This is a genomic window from Marivita sp. S0852 (genome assembly GCF_046591575.1).
Classification (GTDB): Bacteria; Pseudomonadota; Alphaproteobacteria; order Rhodobacterales; family Rhodobacteraceae; genus Marivita.
This window is the reverse complement of record NZ_JBIQWA010000005.1, coordinates 122,666-143,816: the sequence shown is the minus strand read 5'-3', so window position 1 is coordinate 143,816 and position 21,151 is coordinate 122,666. Positions and strand designations below refer to the sequence as shown.

Annotated in this window: 21 protein-coding genes; 11 read left to right on the top strand and 10 right to left on the bottom strand. The window is 57.7% G+C overall.

Annotation, left to right across the window (positions count from 1 at the left end):
• Window positions 1–192: 192 nt before the first annotated feature.
• The 6 genes from ACG74X_RS12470 to ACG74X_RS12445 all read right to left on the bottom strand — a co-directional run bounded on the left by ACG74X_RS12470 (window position 193) and on the right by ACG74X_RS12445 (window position 5,829).
• The gene (locus ACG74X_RS12470) at window positions 193–1,065 is read right to left on the bottom strand and encodes a TIGR01459 family HAD-type hydrolase (RefSeq protein ID WP_411235194.1); all 873 of its coding nucleotides are present in this window, start codon (window positions 1,063–1,065) and stop codon (window positions 193–195) included.
• A 157-nt stretch (window positions 1,066–1,222) separates the two neighbouring features.
• Window positions 1,223–1,495 carry a DUF1294 domain-containing protein gene (locus tag ACG74X_RS12465; RefSeq protein WP_411235192.1) on the bottom strand — a complete coding sequence of 91 codons (273 nt, stop codon included), beginning with the start codon at window positions 1,493–1,495 and terminating at the stop codon, window positions 1,223–1,225.
• 38 nt (window positions 1,496–1,533) lie between these two features.
• Complete coding sequence (locus ACG74X_RS12460) at window positions 1,534–2,454, bottom strand: manganese-dependent inorganic pyrophosphatase (protein WP_411235191.1); 921 nt, start codon at window positions 2,452–2,454, stop codon at window positions 1,534–1,536.
• Window positions 2,455–2,536: 82 nt separating this feature from the next.
• Window positions 2,537–4,135: a capsule biosynthesis protein gene (locus ACG74X_RS12455; protein WP_411235190.1), complete on the bottom strand. Its 1,599-nt coding sequence runs from the start codon at window positions 4,133–4,135 to the stop codon at window positions 2,537–2,539.
• Window positions 4,113–4,772, bottom strand: coding sequence for an ABC transporter ATP-binding protein (locus ACG74X_RS12450; RefSeq protein WP_411235188.1), 660 nt, complete (start codon window positions 4,770–4,772; stop codon window positions 4,113–4,115). Before ACG74X_RS12450 ends, ACG74X_RS12455 begins: the two co-directional genes overlap by 23 nt.
• Before the next feature lie 163 nt (window positions 4,773–4,935).
• Entirely contained in the window at window positions 4,936–5,829 is an 894-nt protein-coding gene (locus tag ACG74X_RS12445; protein WP_411235187.1) for a sulfotransferase family 2 domain-containing protein, read from the bottom strand.
• Between the two features lie 374 nt (window positions 5,830–6,203).
• Here ACG74X_RS12445 and ACG74X_RS12440 point away from each other — a divergent pair, with 374 nt between their 5' ends.
• The 5 genes from ACG74X_RS12440 (at window position 6,204) to ACG74X_RS12420 (ending at window position 11,798) form a co-directional block, all read left to right on the top strand.
• Window positions 6,204–7,310, top strand: coding sequence for an ABC transporter ATP-binding protein (locus ACG74X_RS12440; protein WP_411235186.1), 1,107 nt, complete (start codon window positions 6,204–6,206; stop codon window positions 7,308–7,310).
• A gap of 107 nt (window positions 7,311–7,417) precedes the next feature.
• Entirely contained in the window at window positions 7,418–8,530 is a 1,113-nt protein-coding gene (locus ACG74X_RS12435; RefSeq protein ID WP_411235185.1) for an extracellular solute-binding protein, read from the top strand.
• Between the two features lie 84 nt (window positions 8,531–8,614).
• Window positions 8,615–8,902 carry a DUF1330 domain-containing protein gene (locus ACG74X_RS12430; RefSeq protein WP_411235184.1) on the top strand — a complete coding sequence of 96 codons (288 nt, stop codon included), beginning with the start codon at window positions 8,615–8,617 and terminating at the stop codon, window positions 8,900–8,902.
• A gap of 3 nt (window positions 8,903–8,905) precedes the next feature.
• A complete protein-coding gene (locus ACG74X_RS12425; protein ID WP_411235183.1) occupies window positions 8,906–10,603 on the top strand; it encodes an ABC transporter permease in 1,698 nt (565 codons plus the stop codon).
• Window positions 10,604–10,607: 4 nt separating this feature from the next.
• Entirely contained in the window at window positions 10,608–11,798 is a 1,191-nt protein-coding gene (locus ACG74X_RS12420) for an ABC transporter permease (protein WP_411235182.1), read from the top strand.
• Here the strand turns inward: ACG74X_RS12420 and ACG74X_RS12415 are convergent.
• Both ACG74X_RS12415 and ACG74X_RS12410 read right to left on the bottom strand, forming a co-directional pair.
• Window positions 11,795–13,294 carry a citrate lyase subunit alpha gene (locus ACG74X_RS12415; RefSeq protein WP_411235181.1) on the bottom strand — a complete coding sequence of 500 codons (1,500 nt, stop codon included), beginning with the start codon at window positions 13,292–13,294 and terminating at the stop codon, window positions 11,795–11,797. The genes ACG74X_RS12420 and ACG74X_RS12415 overlap by 4 nt on opposite strands.
• Window positions 13,294–14,163: a branched-chain amino acid aminotransferase gene (locus ACG74X_RS12410; protein WP_411235180.1), complete on the bottom strand. Its 870-nt coding sequence runs from the start codon at window positions 14,161–14,163 to the stop codon at window positions 13,294–13,296. Before ACG74X_RS12410 ends, ACG74X_RS12415 begins: the two co-directional genes overlap by 1 nt.
• A 164-nt stretch (window positions 14,164–14,327) precedes the next feature.
• Between ACG74X_RS12410 and ACG74X_RS12405 the strand changes: the two genes are divergently transcribed.
• The 6 genes from ACG74X_RS12405 to dxs are packed head-to-tail and all read left to right on the top strand — an operon-like array spanning window position 14,328 to window position 19,572.
• Window positions 14,328–14,831: a MarR family winged helix-turn-helix transcriptional regulator gene (locus ACG74X_RS12405; protein WP_411235178.1), complete on the top strand. Its 504-nt coding sequence runs from the start codon at window positions 14,328–14,330 to the stop codon at window positions 14,829–14,831.
• Between the two features lies 1 nt (window position 14,832).
• A complete protein-coding gene (locus tag ACG74X_RS12400; RefSeq protein WP_411235623.1) occupies window positions 14,833–15,534 on the top strand; it encodes a response regulator in 702 nt (233 codons plus the stop codon).
• 49 nt (window positions 15,535–15,583) lie between these two features.
• Complete coding sequence (locus ACG74X_RS12395; protein WP_411235177.1) at window positions 15,584–16,510, top strand: histone deacetylase family protein; 927 nt, start codon at window positions 15,584–15,586, stop codon at window positions 16,508–16,510.
• Window positions 16,507–16,749 carry an exodeoxyribonuclease VII small subunit gene (locus ACG74X_RS12390; RefSeq protein WP_411235175.1) on the top strand — a complete coding sequence of 81 codons (243 nt, stop codon included), beginning with the start codon at window positions 16,507–16,509 and terminating at the stop codon, window positions 16,747–16,749. The genes ACG74X_RS12395 and ACG74X_RS12390 overlap by 4 nt, the downstream gene beginning before the upstream one ends.
• A 5-nt stretch (window positions 16,750–16,754) precedes the next feature.
• A complete protein-coding gene (locus tag ACG74X_RS12385; protein WP_411235173.1) occupies window positions 16,755–17,624 on the top strand; it encodes a polyprenyl synthetase family protein in 870 nt (289 codons plus the stop codon).
• 22 nt (window positions 17,625–17,646) lie between these two features.
• Complete coding sequence (gene dxs / locus ACG74X_RS12380) at window positions 17,647–19,572, top strand: 1-deoxy-D-xylulose-5-phosphate synthase (protein WP_411235171.1); 1,926 nt, start codon at window positions 17,647–17,649, stop codon at window positions 19,570–19,572.
• 79 nt (window positions 19,573–19,651) lie between these two features.
• Here the strand turns inward: dxs and ACG74X_RS12375 are convergent, their stop codons facing one another.
• Window positions 19,652–20,284: an exopolysaccharide biosynthesis protein gene (locus ACG74X_RS12375; RefSeq protein ID WP_411235169.1), complete on the bottom strand. Its 633-nt coding sequence runs from the start codon at window positions 20,282–20,284 to the stop codon at window positions 19,652–19,654.
• Window positions 20,281–21,144 (bottom strand): SDR family oxidoreductase, encoded by an 864-nt coding sequence (locus tag ACG74X_RS12370; protein WP_411235167.1) that lies wholly within the window; start codon window positions 21,142–21,144, stop codon window positions 20,281–20,283. Before ACG74X_RS12370 ends, ACG74X_RS12375 begins: the two co-directional genes overlap by 4 nt.
• Between the last annotated feature and the right edge of the window lie 7 nt (window positions 21,145–21,151).

Sequence of the window (21,151 nt, the reverse complement as noted above, 5' to 3'; positions counted from 1 at the left end):
AATCAAGTGTTGGTTTGACGCAACCGTCATTTTTTTGCCGCGCACGTTCGAAAAATCCGGTCAACGTGCTGTCACGCCGGGAAAGAATGGCACTCTGTCGGAGGAATTTGACGGTGCGCCGCCCTTCCGTTCGATGAACGACCCTGTGCACTTTGTTGTTCGGGCCGGTCGCTAAACGGGCACTGTGCCAGCCTAGCGCAAGAAACCGATGCTGAATTGTGGGGATATGCGTTCCTTGGCAAGAAAAGCGTCAAGCCGTGCTGGATCAGGTTGGGTTTGTGTCCCTGTTTCCTGTGCCGCCAGCCCACCTGTGATGAACAGCGCATCAATGTCTTCGCCCATAGCACCATCAATATCGGTATGTGGACCATCGCCAATCGCCAAAATACGCGAGCGGTCAACGTCTTTGCCCAGTTCGGCCAGGCGTCGGCGGGCCAGATCATAGATCGGGGGATGTGGCTTGCCGAAATATAGGCTTTCGCCGCCCATTTCGGTGTAAAGCAGTGCCAGCGCGCCCGCACACCATTCCCGGGTTTCACCACGATCAACAACGATATCCGGGTTGGCACATAAAAGCTTGAGGCCCTTTTGTTTGGCAAACAGAAATTGCGGGCGGTTCACGGCCGGATCTGCCAGAGGATCAAACGGGCCGCAGCAGACAATGCCTTCCGCGTCTTCAAGGGGGACGCGTTGGATGGTCACCGGATCTTTAACCAGCTCCAACTCATCGAAGAACGATTCGTCATGTGGCTGGCCCATGAACCAGACCTTTTCGCCCACGGCCCCCTGGAACATCGCGGCGCGGGCGCTGTCGCCGCTGGTGGCGATCGTGTCATATGCGTCTTTCGACACATCAAGGCGTTCCAGTTGTTTCGCGACTTCATGGCGGGATCTGGGCGCGTTGGTCAGCAGAACAACCGTTCCCCCGCCTTTGCGAAACCCTTTGAGTGCGGCCACGGCCTCGTCATAGGCCGAGACGCCATTGTGAACGCAGCCCCAAAGATCAACCAAAAGCACGTCATAACGGTTGGCGATATCGGCGAGCGAATTGATGATCTGGGTCACGGTGGCCTCCTGCTTTGTTCTTGGCATAGCGAAGCGGTGCAAAGCCGCAACCCCCATGGTGAACGACGACCGAAAATTCGCACAAGCGGGCAGGCTACAAGCCGAAGCTGTTTGCGCTATTTTTCGACACTCTGGATGACAGGCGCGTCAACGCGGGTCAGATCTTGCTCCAAGCGAACAGTCCCAGCGCAGCGAATGTCCAGATCGCGGGGATGCGATTGAGCGACGTGCGAAACGGCTCTTTGCGGGTTTTGTGGCGCAGGCGGCGTTGGGCCATTTTGGCCCCAAACCAGCCGCCGATCAACGCGTAAAACAAAAGCACTCGTTCAGGCGCGCGCCACTGTTTGGCAATGGCGCGCCGTTTGTCAAAGGCAAAGAGCAGATAGGTCAGGGCGTTGATCAGCAGGAACAGACCCAGCGCGAGTGCCACCAATTCCGGTTCCGGACTGATCTTAACCCTGTGCCCAATCAAAGCTTGAGGTTTGGAATGATCTGCTTTTTGCGGCTGACAACACCGGGCAGGACAACCGTGTCGCCGGACACAGACGCATCAAAGCTTTTCTCGGCGAGGGTTTTCACAAGGTCATTGGGGATCAGCAAGGTGGCCTCTTCGTTCAGAATGTCCACGACGAACAGCAACACCTGATCGACGCCGTCTTCGGCGGCCACATCCGCCATGGTGGCCATCAGGCTGTCTTTGCGGTCAAGCACTGTTGCCGGGCTTGTCGTTTCAAGCACGGAGACGCGGAATTTGGTTCCGTCAACCGGGTATTCCTTGCTGTCCATCCGCAGCAATTCAGCATCCGAAAAGGCCGAAACATCGGATTTTGCGGCAAACATCTTGGCCGCGAAATCGGGGATAGACACATCAAGATCCTTGGCCAATGCATAGGCGATGGCTTTGTCTTCCTGTGTTGTGGTGGGCGAACGGAATTCGAGCGTGTCGCTCAGGATACAGGACAACATCGCGCCTTTGATATTGGTGGGGGCCTGCGCCAGATCGTCGCCGATCATTTTCCACATGATGGTGGCCGTGCAGGCCAACGGTTCGATGCGGATGTCGATGGGGCCTTTTGTTTCCAGACCGCCCACCAATTTATGATGGTCAATGATTCCACGGATATCGGCGCTGTTGATCGCGTCGGGCAATTCCGCCGGGTTGTTGGTATCGACGATAACAACCGGTTGATCTGCGGCGATTTCAGAAATGATTTCAGGCTTTTCCAGCCCCCAATGGGACAGAACAAACGCCGCTTCGGTATTGGGTTCGCCCAAAAGCACGGGTTTGGCGTCTTTGCCTTTGATCTGGTTCAGATACCAGGCCCAGATGATCGGGCTGCCGGTGCTGTCGGTGTCGGGGGATTTGTGTCCAAAAACGAGGGTGGTCATGTCGATCCTCTGATCTGTCATAAGCAAAGTCGCGCGCCTTATATGGCGCGCGATCCAGGATGTCACCGGGGGGTGTTTGCGATTAATTCGCGACCTGTTCCCGCAAGATCGATGCCGTCAGCGAAATCAACAGATAGATCCCGGAGAAGACCAGAAACGTCAGTAGCGTGTTCTCGAAAGAGCGCGGATAGCTGGGGTCCTGAGAGGGCAGGGGATATACAGAGGTGGTCAGATACCGGGCCTGACTGTCTGCATCGCGCCGCGCCTGATCAAGCCGTTCAAGGGCTGCTGCAAGCATCATGTCGCGGGTGGCCAGATCGGCTTCGGCAAGTTGAATTTGCACAGCGGTTTCAGCCAGTGATCCTGCACCTTCGGATGCTGCGGTCATTTCTGTGTTGATTTCGGCTTTGAGCGCTTCAAGCCGCCGAATATCGGCTTGAACACCTTCCACCCGGCTGCGATTGGGGCGGGCGTTGTCCATCAGCGCCTGCAGCTGAAGGTTTTTGTCCTGCAGTTGGGTTTCAACGGTTTCAATCCGCGTCTGCAAGGCGGCGATCCTGGCGCGTGGATCAAGCACCGCGCTGTTTTGTTGCAGGCGCACAAGCCGTTCCTGCGCCACACGTCGCGCTTCTTCGGCGTCATCCAGACCAAGCTGAGCGTCCTTGACCGCGTTTTCGCGTTTGCGCGCCGACAGATTATCAACGCGTTCTTCGGCATAACCAATCAGCGCGGTTGAAAAATTTGTCGCAATTTGTGGGTTGGCTGCAGCCACTTCCATTCGAATGACGCCTTCGGTCGGATCATATCCGATTTGCACGTATTTTTTGTATAGCTTGTACATGTCCTCGGCTGTCGCATCTGCATCCAGCCTGCGCAGGGGGTCAAGCTCGGGTTGTGAAAAATGCGCTTTGAACCCTTCGTCGCGGTCCAGTCGCAGCATCGCGTCCTTGGAGGTCAGATAGCTTTGAACGGCAATCGCATCCTGGTTGGTGGCAAATTGAGTGCCGGAAAACAATCCGCCCATCCCGCCGCCGCCAGATTCGGCCTTGAGGATCAGGAATTCCGATTTTGACGCATACATCGGTGTTGCGACCGCAAAGAAATACCAGCCGGCAATCAGCGTGGGCAGAAAAACAAAGGCCGCCAAACGTGTGAAGAGCATGCGCAAACGCCGGTTGCGACGGCGCGCCATGTCTTTCTGGATGGCCATGATTTCCTGCGCGCGTCGCTCTGCCGGGCTACGCGGGTCGGTTGCGGGCAGGTTGTCTTTGTCCTGTTTCACCGTTTGCGGCAGCTGCGGCTGGGCCGCGAGCGGTGCAGAGCGGTCTTTGGGTTGGGCTTTGGCGGCGTCCGGCACCATGAGGTCCAGTGCATTTTCCCGCTGAAAGGGATCAATTCCCTTGAGACGCAACAGATAGACAGCTTCAAAATCCGAATTTGGCGTCAGCCCGTTTTTCTGGGCTATGCGCCGCGCCATGCGAAGTTGACGGCCGGTCAGACCTTCCTCTCGGATGGCGGCAAGTGCTTTTTCGACACCGCCATCTGCCGGGCGTTGGACGCGGGGCGTCTGCGTTTCTGCCGCAGCTTGCTGAGGGTGTCCGGCAGCGGCCACCGGCCCGGTTCCGGGGGCGGTGGTATTGCGGCGGATGCGGAACCGCTTAGCCTTGGGTTTCGTAGTCATAGAGCTGTTTCGCTTCTTCCAAGGTGTCAAACATGTGCAGCTGGCCGTCGCGCAGAACGGCTGCTCTGTTGGCGAATCGTGCCAGTGTTTCGTGTTGGTGGGATACGATGATCATCGTCGTGGTCCGCAGGCGTTCGGCCAGGATGTCACCGGCCTTTCGGTTGAATTCCACATCGGTGTAGGTCGGCATGCCCTCGTCCACGAGATAGATGTCGAATTCGAGCGCCAGCATCAAAGCGAATGTGAACCGCGCCCGCATACCAGAGGAATACGTGCCCAGCGGCTGATCAAAATATTCCCCCAGATCGCACAGCCACCGGCAATAGGCTTCGACATAATCGGGGTCTATGCCGTAGAGCCGCGCAATAAAGCGTGAATTTTCCATTGCCGTGTGCTTGGTCACGACACCGCCCATAAACCCCAGCGGAAAGGACACACGGCTGGTTTTGCGAATTGTGCCTTCATCCGGTTTTTCGAGTCCGGCCATCATCTTGACCAGTGTGGTTTTGCCTGTCCCATTGGGCGCGAGGATGCCAAGCGATTGCCCGATATCCACGCGAAACGAGGCCCGATCGAGGATCACCTTGCGGTGCGATCCCGTCCAGAATGACTTGCTGACGTTTTCGAATTCCAGCATCAAAACCTCGATTCATATCCGTACAGACATTGCACGGTATGGTTTCCGAAGTGTTTAGATGTCGACTTTGGCTGGATTGTGGCCAATCCATGCAAAATGCGGGAATTGTCTCGCGCTTCATCGGTGGGGCGGCAGGCGATTTACGATGTTGCTACAGGAATTGTTATGCAGAAGAGCAGTCGCTTTTGGACAGGACATTATGCAATGTGACATCGGTCGCAAAATATTCTTCCAACCGGGATCGAAGGTCCGGTGGAAGAAAGCTTTCCATACTCAGATGTTTGGCATTTGAAAGGTCTGTCGGTCGTTTGTCGGGCGCGTGTGTGTCGTAGATCGGCTTTTTTGCAGCCTCGCGCGACACGTTCATACGGGGCAGGTCGATGTCTTGACCGATATGGCCGCGCAGGTCGTTTGCAAGCTGCTCCAGGTTTTTGACGTCATACATATGCGTGAAGGGAATGTGTCCAAGATATTCTGCCTGTGGCCGCCAATGACCGTTCAGGCGCTCCGGACGTTCCGACAGGATATACTCGGCAAACTCTCGGAAGGTTATTCCAGTATCGAAATCTTCTGGTGTGAGGTCCTCTTTGCCAAGGACGGCTTCTAAAACCGGACCAGTTGTTGGGGCCTGTCCGGCAATCGTTCGATTCTGGACAAATTTCTCCACGTAGACGCTCACAAGACGATCAAGCGGATCACGCATGACCACAAAGCGCATCCAGGATGGGTCTGACAGCGCGCGGCGGATATCGTTGTCTGTTCGGTCTTCAAATTGAAGCCCTGTGTCGTTGGCATCCAGTTTGTGATGAATGTCTTCGCCATCCTGTAATTCGACGCCGCCCAGATTGGCCACTAATCGTTTCAGCGAAGAACATGCGTTTTTGGCTATGGGCAGGTAGATGATCTTCAAATCGTCAACCATCATAGCCTGACAGGTGGGGGGCCGCTTTAGCGGCGATGGGACATGACTGAAGTCATACGGATGTGCGGGCACAAAGCTGGGTGTCGAGGGGGGCGCAAGTTTCAAACCCAGTTTTTCGATTAGCTTAAGTGCCAAAGGTTTTCCCTCGCCATAACGCGTTGTTTCGTTGTCAGCTTTCAACCTACTGGACACCAGACTGAACCAAGGTCAAGCGACAATCAGGTCCGTAATGCGCATTGATTGGGGTCCAGGGTTTCCGAAAACGCAGGTGCCGCGCCACATTTATCATCAGAGTATACGGAACAGGCGAGGGGGCGCCGTTTTGCGGCGTTTTGAGCCGATCCCGGCGCAGTTCACATAAGGTTTAGGTGGATCGAACGCCCGCCTGGAAAAATATTCTCGCAAAACTGACAATGTTAATTCCGGCATTCCGGTTGCAATATGACCCTCAACGCGTTTTAGTCTGCAATCAAAGCGGTGCCAAACCGCGTCATATCAGGGAGTACGGTTTGCCCGACACGTCACACAATGACGCGTTCGTAGAATTTGAGCGAGTGCAAAAAAGTTATGACGGCGTACAGCTTGTCGTCAAAGATCTGAACCTCACGATGCCGAAAGGCGAGTTTCTGACGATGCTTGGCCCGTCGGGGTCGGGCAAGACAACGTGTTTGATGATGCTGGCGGGGTTTGAGACAGCCACGCACGGGGATATCCGTCTTGACGGCCAGCCGATCAACAATATTCCACCCCACAAGCGGGGCATCGGGATGGTGTTTCAGAATTACGCCTTGTTTCCCCATATGACCATTGCCGAGAATCTGAGCTTTCCTCTGGAAGTGCGCAAGATTGGCAAATCTGATCGCGAAGCGAAGGTAAAGCGCGCGCTTGATATGGTGGAAATGGGGGCGTTCGGCGGGCGCCGTCCTGCGCAGCTGTCTGGCGGACAACAACAGCGGATCGCGCTGGCGCGGGCGCTGGTGTTCGAGCCGGAGCTGGTTTTGATGGATGAACCGCTCGGCGCGTTGGACAAACAACTGCGTGAAAAAATGCAGTTCGAAATCACACATCTTGCCCATCGTCTGGGCATCACGGTTGTCTACGTGACCCATGACCAGACCGAGGCGTTGACAATGTCGGACCGTGTTGCCGTGTTCGATGACGGACGGATTCAGCAGCTTGCACCGCCGGATCAGCTTTATGAGAAGCCACAAAACAGTTTCGTTGCGCAATTCATCGGTGAAAACAACACGATGGAAGGCGTGATCCGTGAAATTCAGGGCAACCAATGTCTGGTGCAACTGGATGATGGAGAGCTGATTGACGCGGTGCCTGTGAATGTCAGCGGTGTCGGTGATCGGACGCGTGTGTCAATCAGGCCAGAGCGCGTGGAATTCAACAAGGATCGCTTGCAGGACGGGGCGCATACGCTCAAGGCCGAAGTGCTGGAATTCATTTATATGGGTGACATTTTCCGCACGCGGCTCAAGGTTGCGGGCAATGATGAATTTGTCATTAAAACCCGGAATGCACCTGACCAGGTGCGGCTTGAACCCGGCGCGCAGATTGAAATCGGGTGGTTGCCCGAGGACTGTCATGCGCTGGACGCACCCAACTGAATGAGATGCCGCATGGGATTGCTCCCATGTGACATTGCAGGCGTTGGTTGGGCGGCCCGACAACCTCTGCCACATGTCAAGAAACGGGTCGAAATGGGAGAATATCAATGAAAATGTCACACACACTTCTGGCGACCAGCGCACTCACCGTTGCCGCCGTAGGTGCCTCTGCGCAGGATATGGCCGACAGCATGACACTGGTCAGCTGGGGCGGTGCCTATCAGGACAGCCAGCAAAAAGCCTATGTCGAACCCTATCTGGAAATGAATTCCGATGTCAGCGCCAGCTGGGATGAAAGCTCGAACGAGGCCGTGGCCAAGCTGCGCGCGATGAATGAAGCCGGCAATATCACCTGGGATCTGGTGGATGTCGTTGCCGCTGACGCGATTCGGCTTTGTGACGAAGGTCTGGCAATGGAAGTCGATCACGATGAATTGCTGGCTGCCGCGCCCGACGGGACCAGTGCCAGCGACGATTTCGGTGATCTGATCGTGTCAGACTGCTTTATCCCGCAGATCGTGTATTCGACCACATTCGGCTACCGCACGGACATGGTTCCCGAAGGCGCGGATGCCCCGGATGAAATCTGTGATGTGTTCGATCTTGAAACATACCCCGGCAAACGCGCCCTGGAAAAACGCCCAATCAACAATATGGAATGGGCGCTGCTGTGTGACGGGGTCGCAAAAGATGACGTCTATGACGTGTTGGAAACTGACGAAGGTCAGGACCGTGCGCTTGCCAAGCTGGACACGATCAAGGACGAGGTGATCTGGTGGTCGGCTGGTGCGGACACGCCACAGCTTTTGGCGGATGGCGAAATCTTTATGGGCTCCACTTATAATGGCCGCCTGTTCAGCGTGATCGAAGAGCAGGACCAGCCCGTTGCGATGATGTGGGACGCGCAGGTGTTCGACCTTGATGGGTGGATTATTCCCGAAGGTCTGTCTGAGGACCGTCTTGCGCGGGTAAAGGACTTCCTTGTGTTCGCGACCGACACTCAGCGTCTTGCGGACCAGTCAAAGTACATCTCTTACGGTCCTGCGCGTGCATCGTCTGCACCGCTGGTCAGCACGCATGCCGATCTGGGTATCGAAATGGCGCAGCACATGCCGACCGATCCCGCAAACGCGGCGAACACGTTCCTCTATAACTACGAATTCTGGGCAGATTATCGCGACGACATCGACGCGAAGTTCCAGGCGTGGTTGGCACGTTGATCTGATGCAGCGGATGGGCGGTTTGCCCACCTGCACAAGATCGAGGAGGGCAGGGATGCCCTCCTCGTCACAAAGGAATTTTACATGCCCAAAGGCTATATCATCGGCCATATCACCGTGAATGCTCCCGAGGCGTACAAGGAATATATCGAACGCGATACGCCGATTCTGGAAGCCTATGGCGCACGGTTCATCGTGCGTGGCGGACAATCACAGACACCCGAGGGCAGTAGCCAGGACCGGCATGTCGTCATTGAATTCGATGACTACGAGACAGCCAAGCGCGCGTATTCCGACCCCGCTTATCAAGAGGTCGCCGAGATCCGCCGTCGCACCGCTACCAGCACAATTATACTAGTCGAGGGCACCTGAGCCATGACGGACGCAGCAACTGAACCGGACAAGATCACGGGGCCGACGCCCGACAACGCCTTGCGCGCTGCAGACAAGGCCGATAGCGGCCCGGTTTTGGCCGCCGACGGAACACCGTTGAAACGATCGCTTGCCAGGGCATTGCGCGCCCAGAAGCTGCGTGCGCTGATGCTGATTGCACCGCTATTGATCTTTGTTCTGGTGACATTCGTGGCTCCGATCATCGACATGCTGTTCCGGTCGGTGGAAAATCAGATCGTGTCAGACACGATGCCACGCACCGTGGAGGCATTGGCCGATTACGATGCGTCCCAGGATGAACTGCCCGGCGATGCGGTGTTCGAGGCCGCCTATTACGACGTATTTTATGCGGCAGAACGCAAGCTGCACACGCGGCTTGGGTCGCGGTTGAATTATGAAAGCACCGGGTCGTCGTCCTTGTTCCGCAAATCGGGGCGCGGCATTGATGACATTGGCGAAGTGTATCTGGATCAATTCGAGGATCTGGACCCGAATTGGGATGAAGCACGGCCCTGGGCCGAGTTGATGGGTGATCCGGACTGGATCACCGCGCAGGATGCGTGGGACGGAACCGGGGCGATGCCGGCTTTCGAATTGCGCTCTGACATTGTGGAAATCTTGCCACGCACATCCGAATCCTTTGAAATTTTTGCAAGGTTCATGCAGACAGAAGAGGGCGATAGCCCGCTTGAAGAAGAGCCTTGGACCGTTGTCCACACCGCGCTGTATCAGGATCTGTCAGAGGGTGATGTCTCCGGCTATACCGGCCCGCGGGCGGATATGCTGCGCGCGGCGGATGCACTGGTGGCGTCTGAGGGCTTCGAGACGATCACATTCCAGGCCGGGTTCGAAGAGATCGACGAAGACTGGTTACAGCCCGAGATCTGGCAAACGATCAAAACCTACAGCCCGGCATATACCAGCGGCTATTTCCTGAACTCCATCGACATGCAAAAGACGGCTGATGGTCCGGCTCTGCGCGAAGAGGACGAGCGCATCTATGGGTTGTTGTTCCAACGCACGATGGTGATGAGCCTTATCATCACATTCAGCTGCATCCTTTTGGGCTATCCCATTGCGTATCTGCTGTCGAACTTGCCGATGCGCACGGCGAACCTGTTGATGATCCTGGTTCTGCTGCCATTCTGGACCTCGTTGCTGGTACGAACCTCTGCCTGGAAGGTGATGTTGCAACAGCAAGGTGTAATTAACGATGTTCTTGTCTGGCTTGGTATGGTGGCGGATGACGGGCGATTAACGATGATCAACAACCAGTTTGGCACGATTGTCGCGATGACCCACATCCTGCTGCCGTTTATGATCCTGCCGATGTATTCCGTGATGTCGACCATCCCGCCATCTTACGTGCGCGCGGCGAAATCGCTTGGCGCGACCAACTGGACGACCTTCTGGCGGGTCTATTTCCCGCAATCGGTGCCGGGCATCGGGGCGGGGTCGATCCTCGTGTTTATCCTGTCAATCGGCTATTACATCACGCCCGAGATCGTGGGCGGCACATCTGGTATCTTTATTTCGAACCGGATCGCCTATCATATTTCCAGTTCGCTGAACTGGGGTCTGGCAGCCGCATTGGGCACAATTCTGCTGGTGGTCGTTTTGGCGCTGTATTGGGCCTATGACCGGATCGTCGGCATCGACAACGTAAAACTGGGGGGCTGAGGCCATGTCGACAGCCATTCTGACACCGATCGAGAAAAAGCCCATCGCGTTCACCACCGGCACTCTTGCCGCTGCGGGCGCGATTGCGGGTTTGTTTATTGGCACGGCGCAAGGGTCTGGTGTGCTGGGCATCGTTGTGGGAGGCCTGCTGATGGCGGGGCTTGCCTTTGTCGCGATGGAGGTGCTGGGCGAAGCGCAGGAAAGGCCAGTGCGCTGGGCTATGATCGGCTTGGGGGCGGTTGCGGGCTTTTTGCTGGGTGCCACTCCGGGGCTTGTGCTGGGCGCACTGTTCGGCTGGTTTTTTGGCTGGTTCATTTACTGGATCGGCATGGGCCGCTACCGCGCGCATCTGGTGCCGTACCTGACCGGGGGGCAGGTGCTGTGGCATTACAGTTTCCGGGTGATCTGCGGCGCGATTTTCTTTTTCCTGATCACGCCGATTGTCGTGGTCATGCCGCTGTCGTTCAATGCAGAGAATTTCTTTACCTTCACGCCGGGCATGTTGCGCTTTGATCCCGAGGCCTATTCGCTCAAGCATTATCGCGATTTCCTGACCAACCCGGAATGGACCAGCGCGGTCAAAAATTCGCTGATCATCGCGCCCGTTGCGACGTTAATTTCCGTGTCGCTGGGCACTTTGGCGGCGATTGGACTGTCGCAATCCCATGTGCCGGGAAAGCGCGCGATCATGGCGATCCTGATTTCGCCGATGATTGTCCCGTTGATCATCTCGGCGACGGGCATGTATTTCTTCTACTCCAAGATCGGCATTGTCGGCACATATTGGGGTGTTGTTCTGGCGCATGCGGTGTTGGGAATTCCGTTTGTCATCATCACCGTCACCGCCACGCTGGTGGGCTTTGACAGATCGCTGACGCGCGCTGCGGCGAATATGGGGGCCAACCCGGTCACGACCTTTTTCAAGGTGCAGATGCCGTTGATCCTGCCGGGTGTGATTTCAGGCGGATTGTTTGCGTTTATCACATCGTTTGACGAAGTCGTTGTGGTCTTGTTCATTGGCTCTGCGGAATTGCAAACGCTGCCCTGGCAAATGTTCACCGGCCTGCGCGAGCAGATTTCACCCACCATTCTGGCAGCGGCCACCATTCTTGTGGGGATTTCGATCTGCCTGCTGGCCACGGTCGAGATGCTGCGTCGCCGGTCGGAAAAACTACGTGGCATGTCGCCGGGCTAACCGGCGTGGACCACATCAATCACACGACCGTCGCGGTGTTCGCTTACTGCGACGGTTTTCTTTTGCGACGGCTCTCGCACTGTGTCGGTGCGCTGCGGAAAGAGCGTTGCCGCTGGGACCACCGGCACGCCAGCCTGCCCAAGTGCCTTGTCCAGCCTGCGCCACCTGTCTGATTGGATCGTCGCGCCGGCCTCTGTTACGACAATGTCGATGTAAGATCCCGGCGTGGTGCGGTGCACCACGTGAGGCACGAGTTTCGGACCGCCGCGGGCGTGGGTCTGGGTGGTCACAATTGTCAATCTTGCACCCTGGGCCACATCGCTGTGCCCACCGGACCCACCGATGATGCGCCCATCGCTGGTGGTGGTCACGTTGATGTTGAAATCCTGGTCGATTTCGGCAGCCCCCAGCACCACACATCCCAGATGATGTGCCACCGCATCGGGGCGTGCCGGATGGGCATAATCAGACGCCGATATCCCGATATGATGACGGTCGGTCGCGTAAGAGCGGACAGCAGACAGGTCAAAGGCCTGGACATCGCGGAGCTCTTGGAACAGCCCCGCGCGTTGCATTTCGACCAGAGGGGCGGTGATGCCGCCGCAGGCGAAACGCCCCCGCATTTTCGCCTCATGCATCATCGGAGCCAATGCCTTGGCCGTGGCCAGCGATATTGCGCCCGCGCCGGTTTGGAAGCTGAACTCGGGGTCTTGCCGAAAGGCTTCGGTGATCACGCGGGCGGTCATATCGGCGATCTTCTGACCCGCAGCTGTGGGTGGTTTGGCTGTGGTGCCTGATGCGATCTGCGCGGGGTCGCCCAAAGTCTTAATGCGGGTGATCTGATCAATGCGTGAGGCCGGGATACAGATGCGGGGCAGGTGTGTGTCGGGGCCGTCTGTTACAGCAATCACATGGCGCGCATGGGCTGCATCAACCATGGCATAGCCCAACGGCCCACAGGCCGCGCGCCCGGTTGCGCCGGTGATGTTGCCCGCGCCATCCACCGCCGGGGCAGCAATCACAGCGAGGTCAATATCCAGGCGGCCATCCTCGATCGCGGCGGCGCGTCCGCCATGGGTTTGAAGCACGGCCGGATATGCCAGATGGCCTGCCCGCACAGCATCGGCCACCGGCCCTGACAGATAGCTTGTCGTCATCCGGGTGATGATCCCCCGTTCGATCAACGCCACCAAAGGCGCATGGCAGGGAAAGATCGAAGAGGCTGCGATGGTCAGATCCCGCACCCCCATCTGGGCGCACAAAAGAAGCGTTTGCACCATAAGCGCGTCGCCATTGCGCAAATGATGGTGGAACGACAAAACAGCCCCGTCGCGCAGATCAGCGCGTTCCAGAGCCATGCGCAAACTCGGGGCACGTCTGGGCTGAACCGGCGCACGCACAGGCCGGCGGACTTTCGGTGTGACGGGTGTGTTTGTCCACGGAACAACCGGGCCATAGCCTTCGATGAAAGCCGGAAGGCCCGGTGTGGCGGACATCAGAGCCGCACGAGGTTTTCGTAGCTCTCGGCGATGTCGCGGGTCAACGCGCCGACCTCAAAGGTGTAATCGCCAATCTGGCCAACGGGCGTCACCTCCGCGGCGGTGCCGGTGAGCCAGCATTGCTCAAAACCTTCAAGCTCCTCGGGCATGATGTGGCGCTCATGCACGGGGATGCCGCGTTCCTTGAGCATGCCAATCACGGTTTGGCGCGTGATGCCGTTGAGAAAGCAATCCGGGTCCGGCGTATGCACTTCGCCATCTTTCACAAAAAAGATGTTTGCACCAGTCGCCTCGGCAACATAGCCGCGATAATCAAACATCATGGCATCCGAACAGCCATTCGCTTCGGCGGCGTGTTTGGACATGGTGCAGATCATGTAAAGGCCCGCTGCCTTGGCGTGGCTGGGAATGGTCTCGGGCGACGGGCGTTTCCACTTGGAAATATCCAGCTTGGCCCCCTTCATCTTGGCATCGCCGTAATAGGCACCCCATTCCCAGGTTGCGATTGCCATGCGCACCGGATTTTTGGCAGAGGCGACCCCCATGTCTTCGCCCACCCCTCGCCACGCGACCGCGCGCACATAAGCGTCGGACAAGCCATTCGCCTTGAGCACCGCAGCCTTGGCGGCCTCGATTTCATCCACCGTATAGGGGATGTCAAAGTCGATCATATTGGCCGATCGCTTTAACCGTTCAGAATGCTCGCGCGATTTGAAGATTTTACCGTTATACGCGCGTTCGCCCTCAAAGACAGAACTGGCGTAATGCATGGCATGGGTCAGGATATGGACATTTGCATCGCGCCAGTCGATCATCTGGCCGTCCATCCAGATTGTTCCGTCGCGGTCATCGTAGCTTCCGGCCATGTCATCTCTCCCCTACCCGGATTTTCAATAATTGCGCAATATAGGTCCGATCCGGACATAAAGTTGCGCCAAAACTGAGATTCGCTACCATTTGGTCCTTGGAATGTCAACAAGACTGACGTATTTTCAAATCATTGCGTAAAGACAGATCGGACGGATCGCGTATGACAGAAAGGCCTCTTCCGGCAGGTGGACAGGGATTGTTGTATCTGACGGATGACCAACTGCGCCAGGGTATTGAGGCGATGTTCTTTGCCTATCGCGGCTTTACCGCTGATCCCGATCGCATTCTCGAAGGTTTGTCATATGGGCGGGCGCATCATCGTGCGCTGCATTTCATTCATTGTGCGCCCATGACAACGGTCAACAATCTGTTGGCCATTCTGGGGGTCACCAAACAATCGCTGAACCGTGTGTTGCGGACCTTGATTGAAGATGGTCTTGTCGAAAGTCATGTGGGACGCAGCGACAAGCGCGAGCGGCATTTGACGTTGACGGAGGCCGGGGCCGCGTTGGAGCGACAGCTGTCGGATGCGCAACGGGTGCGGATGCGGGATGCGTATCGCAAGGCCGGACCAGAGGCGGTGGCAGGTTTCAAAACGGTATTGGAAGCGATGATGGATGAAGACATGCGCCAGGCGTATTTGGCTTTGAGAGAAGGGCGTTGACCTGATGGACCCTGACGCGCACCTACTGATTGTCGATGATGACGAACGTATCCGGGGACTTTTGCAAAAATTCCTGATCCGCCACGGATTTCTTGTCAGCGCCGCCCGGGATGCCGCGCATGCACGGCGAATTTTGGCGGGTCTTGATTTTGATCTCATCGTTCTGGATGTGATGATGCCGGGCGAAGACGGGATCAGCCTGACCAAAGGCATTCGCGAAACCTCTGCCACGCCCATTCTACTGCTCACAGCCCGCGCCGAAACCGAGGACCGGATTGCCGGGCTTGAGGCGGGGGCGGATGATTATCTGGCCAAACCGTTCGAACCCAAAGAGCTGCTGTTGCGGATCAATGCAATTCTGCGGCGGATGCCAGATCAGATTGCCGATGATGGGGCCCCAAAGTTCCTTACCCTTGGTCCGATCCGCTATGACACCGAACGCGCCGAGATGTGGCGCGGAGAGGATCTGGTGCGTCTGACATCGACCGAAATTCAGCTGATGAAAGTGTTTGCCGCCAAACCCGGAGAGCCGCTTAGCCGGACGCAGCTGGTTGAAGAATTGGGTCGCGACCGGGGCCAGAGCCAGGAACGGGCGGTCGATGTGCAGATCACCCGCCTGCGCCGCAAGCTTGAGGATAACCCTAAACAGCCGCGCTATTTGCAGACAGTGCGCGGTGCCGGGTATATGCTGGCACCTGATTGATCCTGTTGGATTTGCATATTTTGGAAAAGAAGAACTGGGAGGGATGCGCATGACCACAGCGCTGATCACACATGCAGAATGTCTGGAGCACGTCACTCCGGACGGTCACCCCGAACGCGTGGCGCGGTTGGAGCATGTATTGCACAGCCTTCAGGGTTTGGATCTAAAGCGGGTAGCGGCACCAGAGGTGGATGAGGCGCATTTGCGATATGTCCATCCGCAATCGCATATCGACGCGATGCGGGCGGCTATTCCGAAAGAGGGCATGCATCAGATTGATGCGGATACCTGGGCGTCGCCGGGCACCTGGCAGGCTGTTTCGCGGGCCGCCGGTGCTGGGGTGAAAGCCGTTGATATGGTGTTGGGCGGCGATGTCGGGAATGCGTTCTGCGCGACCCGGCCGCCGGGGCATCATGCCGAAAAGACAACCGCGATGGGGTTTTGCCTGTTTGGCAATGCGGCCATTGCAGCCAAACATGCGTTAGAGGCGCATGGTTTATCGCGTGTCGCGGTGGTGGATTTTGATGTCCATCACGGCAACGGAACCCAGGATCTGCTTTGGGAAGAAGCGCGGGCGCTGCTGATCACCAGCCAGCAGATGCCGCTTTGGCCCGGATCAGGAGACCCGTCAGAGCGCGGGGCGCATGACACGATTTTGAACCTGCCATTGCCGCCGCGATCGGGTGGCGCAGAGATGCGGGCATTGTATGAGGCCAAGGCGTTTCCACGGCTGCGCGATTTCAAACCTGAATTGATCATCCTTTCTGCAGGGTTTGACGCGCATCAGGATGATCCCCTGGCGGAATTGCTATGGACGACCGAGGATTTCCGCTGGTTGACCAAACAGCTGTGCGGTTTGGCAGCAGAGCTTTGTGGCGGGCGCATCGTCTCGACTTTGGAGGGGGGCTATGATTTGACCGCCCTTGCAGACAGCGCGCGCGCGCATGTGGAAGAATTGATGGAGGCCGCGTCATGAGCGAGACACCTGTAGACGACCTGAGCTTTGAAGCGGCGATGGCCGAGCTTGAGAAAGTGGTGGGGCAATTGGAGCGGGGTGATGTGGCGCTGGAGGAATCCATCGCGCTTTATGAACGCGGAGCGGCACTGAAAAAGCGCTGCGAGACCAAATTGAACGAGGCGCAGGAAAAGGTGGCTGCGATCACTCTGGATGCGGATGGTCAACCGACCGGAACAACACCTGTCGACCCCCAATAAACCCGGTGTTTGCCAAAGTTCTAAAAGCCGATGCTGCCCGTATTGAGGCGCATCTGACCGCTGTGCTGGCGCGTGATCCCGATTTGCCGGTCGTGCAAGGCATGCGGTATGCCGTTGCGGGGGGCAAACGGCTGCGCGGATTTCTTGTCATGGAAAGCGCACGGTTGTTCGGGATCGGACCGGAGCAGTCGGTTTGGGCGGCTTCGGCGATCGAGGCGATTCACGCCTATTCGCTGGTCCATGACGATCTGCCCTGCATGGATGATGATGACCTGCGGCGCGGGCTTCCAACGGTTCACCGGAAATGGGATGACGGCACCGCAGTTCTGGTTGGCGATGCCTTGCAGACGCTGGGGTTTGAACTGGTGCTTGATCCATCCAGTCATGCCGACCCGGCCGTCCGGGCGGGTTTGGCCCATAGCCTTGCACAAGCGTCGGGTCGGTCGGGAATGGTGCTGGGACAGGCCCTCGATATCGCGGCAGAACATGCGGACACGCCGTTGACGCTGGATCAGATCACGGCGCTACAGGCGGGCAAGACCGGCGCGCTGATTGTCTGGTCGGCGCAGGCGGGCGCGCGGTTGGCGCAAGAGGATCTGACGCCGCTGACCGATTATGCAACCGCCCTTGGGCTTGCTTTCCAAATCGCCGATGACATCCTGGACGTCGAAGGTGATGAAACTACCGTTGGTAAAGCCGTGGGCAAGGACGCAGATCGTGGAAAGGCCACGTTTGTGTCGCTGCTGGGTCTGGAGGGTGCCAAGACGCGCGCGAAAGATCTGGTTTCGGTTGCCTGTGATGCCTTGTCGCCCTTTGGGGCGCGGGCGCAGACCTTGAATGAGGCCGCGCAATTCGTTATTTCGCGCGACACCTAACGCGACCCGGAGGCGCGGTTTCATGTCCCCTATTTCAGGCACACCGCTGCTGGATACTGTGTCATCCCCTGCTGATCTCAAGCGGTTTTCCGACGCTCAATTGGTGCAATTGGCCGACGAGCTGCGCCGCGATACGATTGCGGCCGTGTCGAAAACCGGTGGCCATCTGGGCGCGGGCCTGGGGGTGGTTGAACTGACCGTTGCCCTGCATGCGATCTTTGAGGCACCGCGCGACAAGATCATCTGGGACGTGTCACATCAGTGTTATCCGCATAAAATCCTGACCGGGCGTCGCGAGCAGATGGGCACATTGCGGCAAGAGGCCGGGTTGTCCGGTTTTACCAAACGGTCGGAATCTCCGTATGATCCATTTGGGGCGGCGCATTCCTCAACCTCGATCTCGGCTGCGCTTGGCTTTGCCGTGGCGCGCGATCTGGGTGGGGATTGTGACACCGGGCATGGCGATGCGATTGCGGTGATCGGGGATGGCGCGATGAGCGCGGGCATGGCCTATGAGGCGATGAACAATGCCGGGCATCTCAAAAAGCGGCTGATTGTCATTCTGAATGATAACGAGATGAGCATTGCCCCCCCGACCGGAGCGCTGTCGTCTTACCTGACGCAGCTATACGCGGGTGCGCCGTATCAGGATCTCAAGGATGCGGCCAAGGGCGCGGTCAGCTTTCTTCCGGAGCCGTTTCGCGAAGGTGCCAAGCGGGCCAAGGATATGCTCAAGGGTCTGGCCATCGGCGGGACATTGTTCGAAGCGCTTGGTTTTTCCTATGTGGGGCCTGTTGATGGACATGATCTTCATCAGCTTCTGCCATTGCTGAGAACGGTCAAAGATCGTGCGGACGGGCCGATCCTGATTCATGCGATTACGAAAAAGGGCAAGGGCTATGCTCCGGCCGAGGATGCAGCGGATCGGGGCCATGCGCGGGCCCGGTTCGATGTCGTCACCGGAGAACAGTCCAAAGCGCCGTCAAACGCGCCCAGCTATACCAAAGTGTTTGCGCAGGCGCTGATTGCAGAGGCGGCAGACGATCAAAGGATCTGCGCTGTGACGGCGGCCATGCCAGATGGCACCGGGTTGGATCTTTTTGCCGAACGCTATCCGTCGCGGACATTTGACGTGGGAATTGCTGAACAGCACGGCGTGACCTTTTGTGCCGGGTTGGCGGCGGGTGGGCTCAAGCCGTTTTGCACAATGTATTCGACCTTTCTTCAGCGGGGCTATGATCAGGTTGTGCATGACGTTGCCATTCAACGCTTGCCGGTGCGCTTTGCCATTGATCGCGCGGGGCTGGTTGGCGCGGATGGCGCGACCCATGCGGGCAGTTACGATATCGGTTATCTGGCGAATTTGCCCGGATTTGTGGTTATGGCAGCCGCCGACGAAGCCGAGCTGAAGCACATGGTGGCGACGGCGGTTGCCCATGATGATGGCCCGATTGCCTTTCGCTATCCGCGGGGCGAAGGGCAGGGCGTCGAGATGCCCGAACGTGGCGACGTGTTGGAGATCGGCAAAGGCCGGATGATCCAAGAGGGCAAGGACGTCGCGATTCTGTCTTTTGGAACGCGGCTGGGCGAAGTGAAGGTCGCAAGCGAGGCGCTGTCGGCCAAGGGGATCACGCCGACGATTGCGGATGCGCGGTTTGCCAAACCGCTGGATCGCGAACTGATCCTGAACCTTGCGGCGACCCATGATGCGCTGATCACAATCGAGGAAGGCGCGGTTGGCGGTTTCGGCAGTCACGTGGCGCAGCTTTTGGCAGAGGAAGCGGTGTTCGATCACGGTTTGAAATTCCGGTCCATGGTGTTGCCCGACATCTTTATTGATCAGGCCAGCCCTGCTGCGATGTATGACGTCGCCCGGTTGAATGCCGAACATATCGAAGCCAAGGTTCTTGAGGTTATGGGCGAGGCGTCGGTTGGAAAACGCGCCTGACGGGTGAACCTGCGGTTGTGTGACCGGACCCTGACCTGAACGGATTGCGGCACGCTCTCGTGGCTATCTATGCGTTGGGCTAGATGAATCCGGTCACCAATCGTATCACAAAGAGAAGCGTTCCGGCGATCACGGCGTATCCTGCGATCAGAACAAAACCGTCCCGCACCATCAGAGCAAACGCCACCAGCGCCACACCGCCGGCGCTGACCGAGGTGAACATGGGCAATATCTCAAGAAACGGCCAGGTTGTCGCGACAGCCATCACCGACAGAAGGGCCACCCGATCCAGCGGCGGAGCGGTCAGCAGGGACAATCTGTTTCGGCTGTGCCTGTCCAGCCACGCGGCAGGGCGTCTGAGATAGCTGACGGCACGGGTTCTCTGGCGCGCGCTGAAGGTGCGATGGGCCAAAAACGCCGGAAGCCAGATGTGCCGCCTGCCAAAAAACGCTTGCGTGGCAATGGTCAGAATAAGCAACCCACCTAGCGTTGGCATAAGCGGAATTGCAGAAAGCGGGGATACCAGAATAAGCGAGGGCACAAGCAAAACGGCCCCGAAAGAGCGCGGACCTACGCGATCGAGCATTTCCTGAAAGTTAAGCCTGGCGTCCTGCACCGGGGGTGCCTGGCCCAACCCTGTCGCGGCGTCCTGCGGATCAAGCACGTCCAGAAGATCAGTCAGTGATCTTGGCGCGTGCGGATCGTCTGTCACTTTTCTGACCCTTCTGCCGCCAGAACCGCAGCAAGCCCGGCGCGGTAATCGGGATATTTCAGGTTAACCCCCAATTCGGTTTTCACCCGGTCATTTCGCACCCGTTTGCTTTCCGCATAAAAACTGCGCGCCATCGGGGTCATATCCGCCTCTTCAAAGGGGATCTCGGGCGGTGGCGTCACGCCCAGCAGAACAGCGGCGTGTTCGATGACATCCTGCGGCGGGGCCGGGTCATCGTCGCACAGGTTATACGCCCTGCCGGGGGCCGGGGCGTTGATCGAGGCCTCCAAAATCTGCGCAATGTCTTCGGCATGGATGCGGCTGAACACCTGGTCTTTTTTGATGATCCGTCGCGCCGTTCCCTTGCGGACCTTTGAAAACGGTCCACGCCCCGGTCCGTAAATCCCGGCAAGACGAAAGATATGCAGGGGCAGGTCCGGGATGTCTGCCCACAAGGCCTCTGCGGTGACCCTGCGTCTGCCCCGTTCCGTCGAAGGCGTCAGAGGAGAGGTTTCATCGACCCACCCACCTTGGGCATCGCCGTAGACACCGGTGGTCGACAGATACCCGACCCAGTCATAATGCGCTGCGTGCTTTCGGATGTCGGGCCCCAGCAACGCCAGTGTCGGGTCTCCGGTTTCGGTAGGGCCAGCGGACACAAGCATGTGGCTGGCGTTTTCAAGCCAGGGTAGAATGGCATCGCGGTTCCACAAAAGCGGGGTAATGCCCTGCGCGCGCAACGCGCCAAAGCGATCGGGGTCGCGTGTGGTGCCCGCAATGCGCCAGCCTTGCGGAACCAGCCGTTCAGCCAGATAGCGGGCACTATAGCCATGGCCCAGTGAAATCAGTGTTTTTTCCATGGCTTAA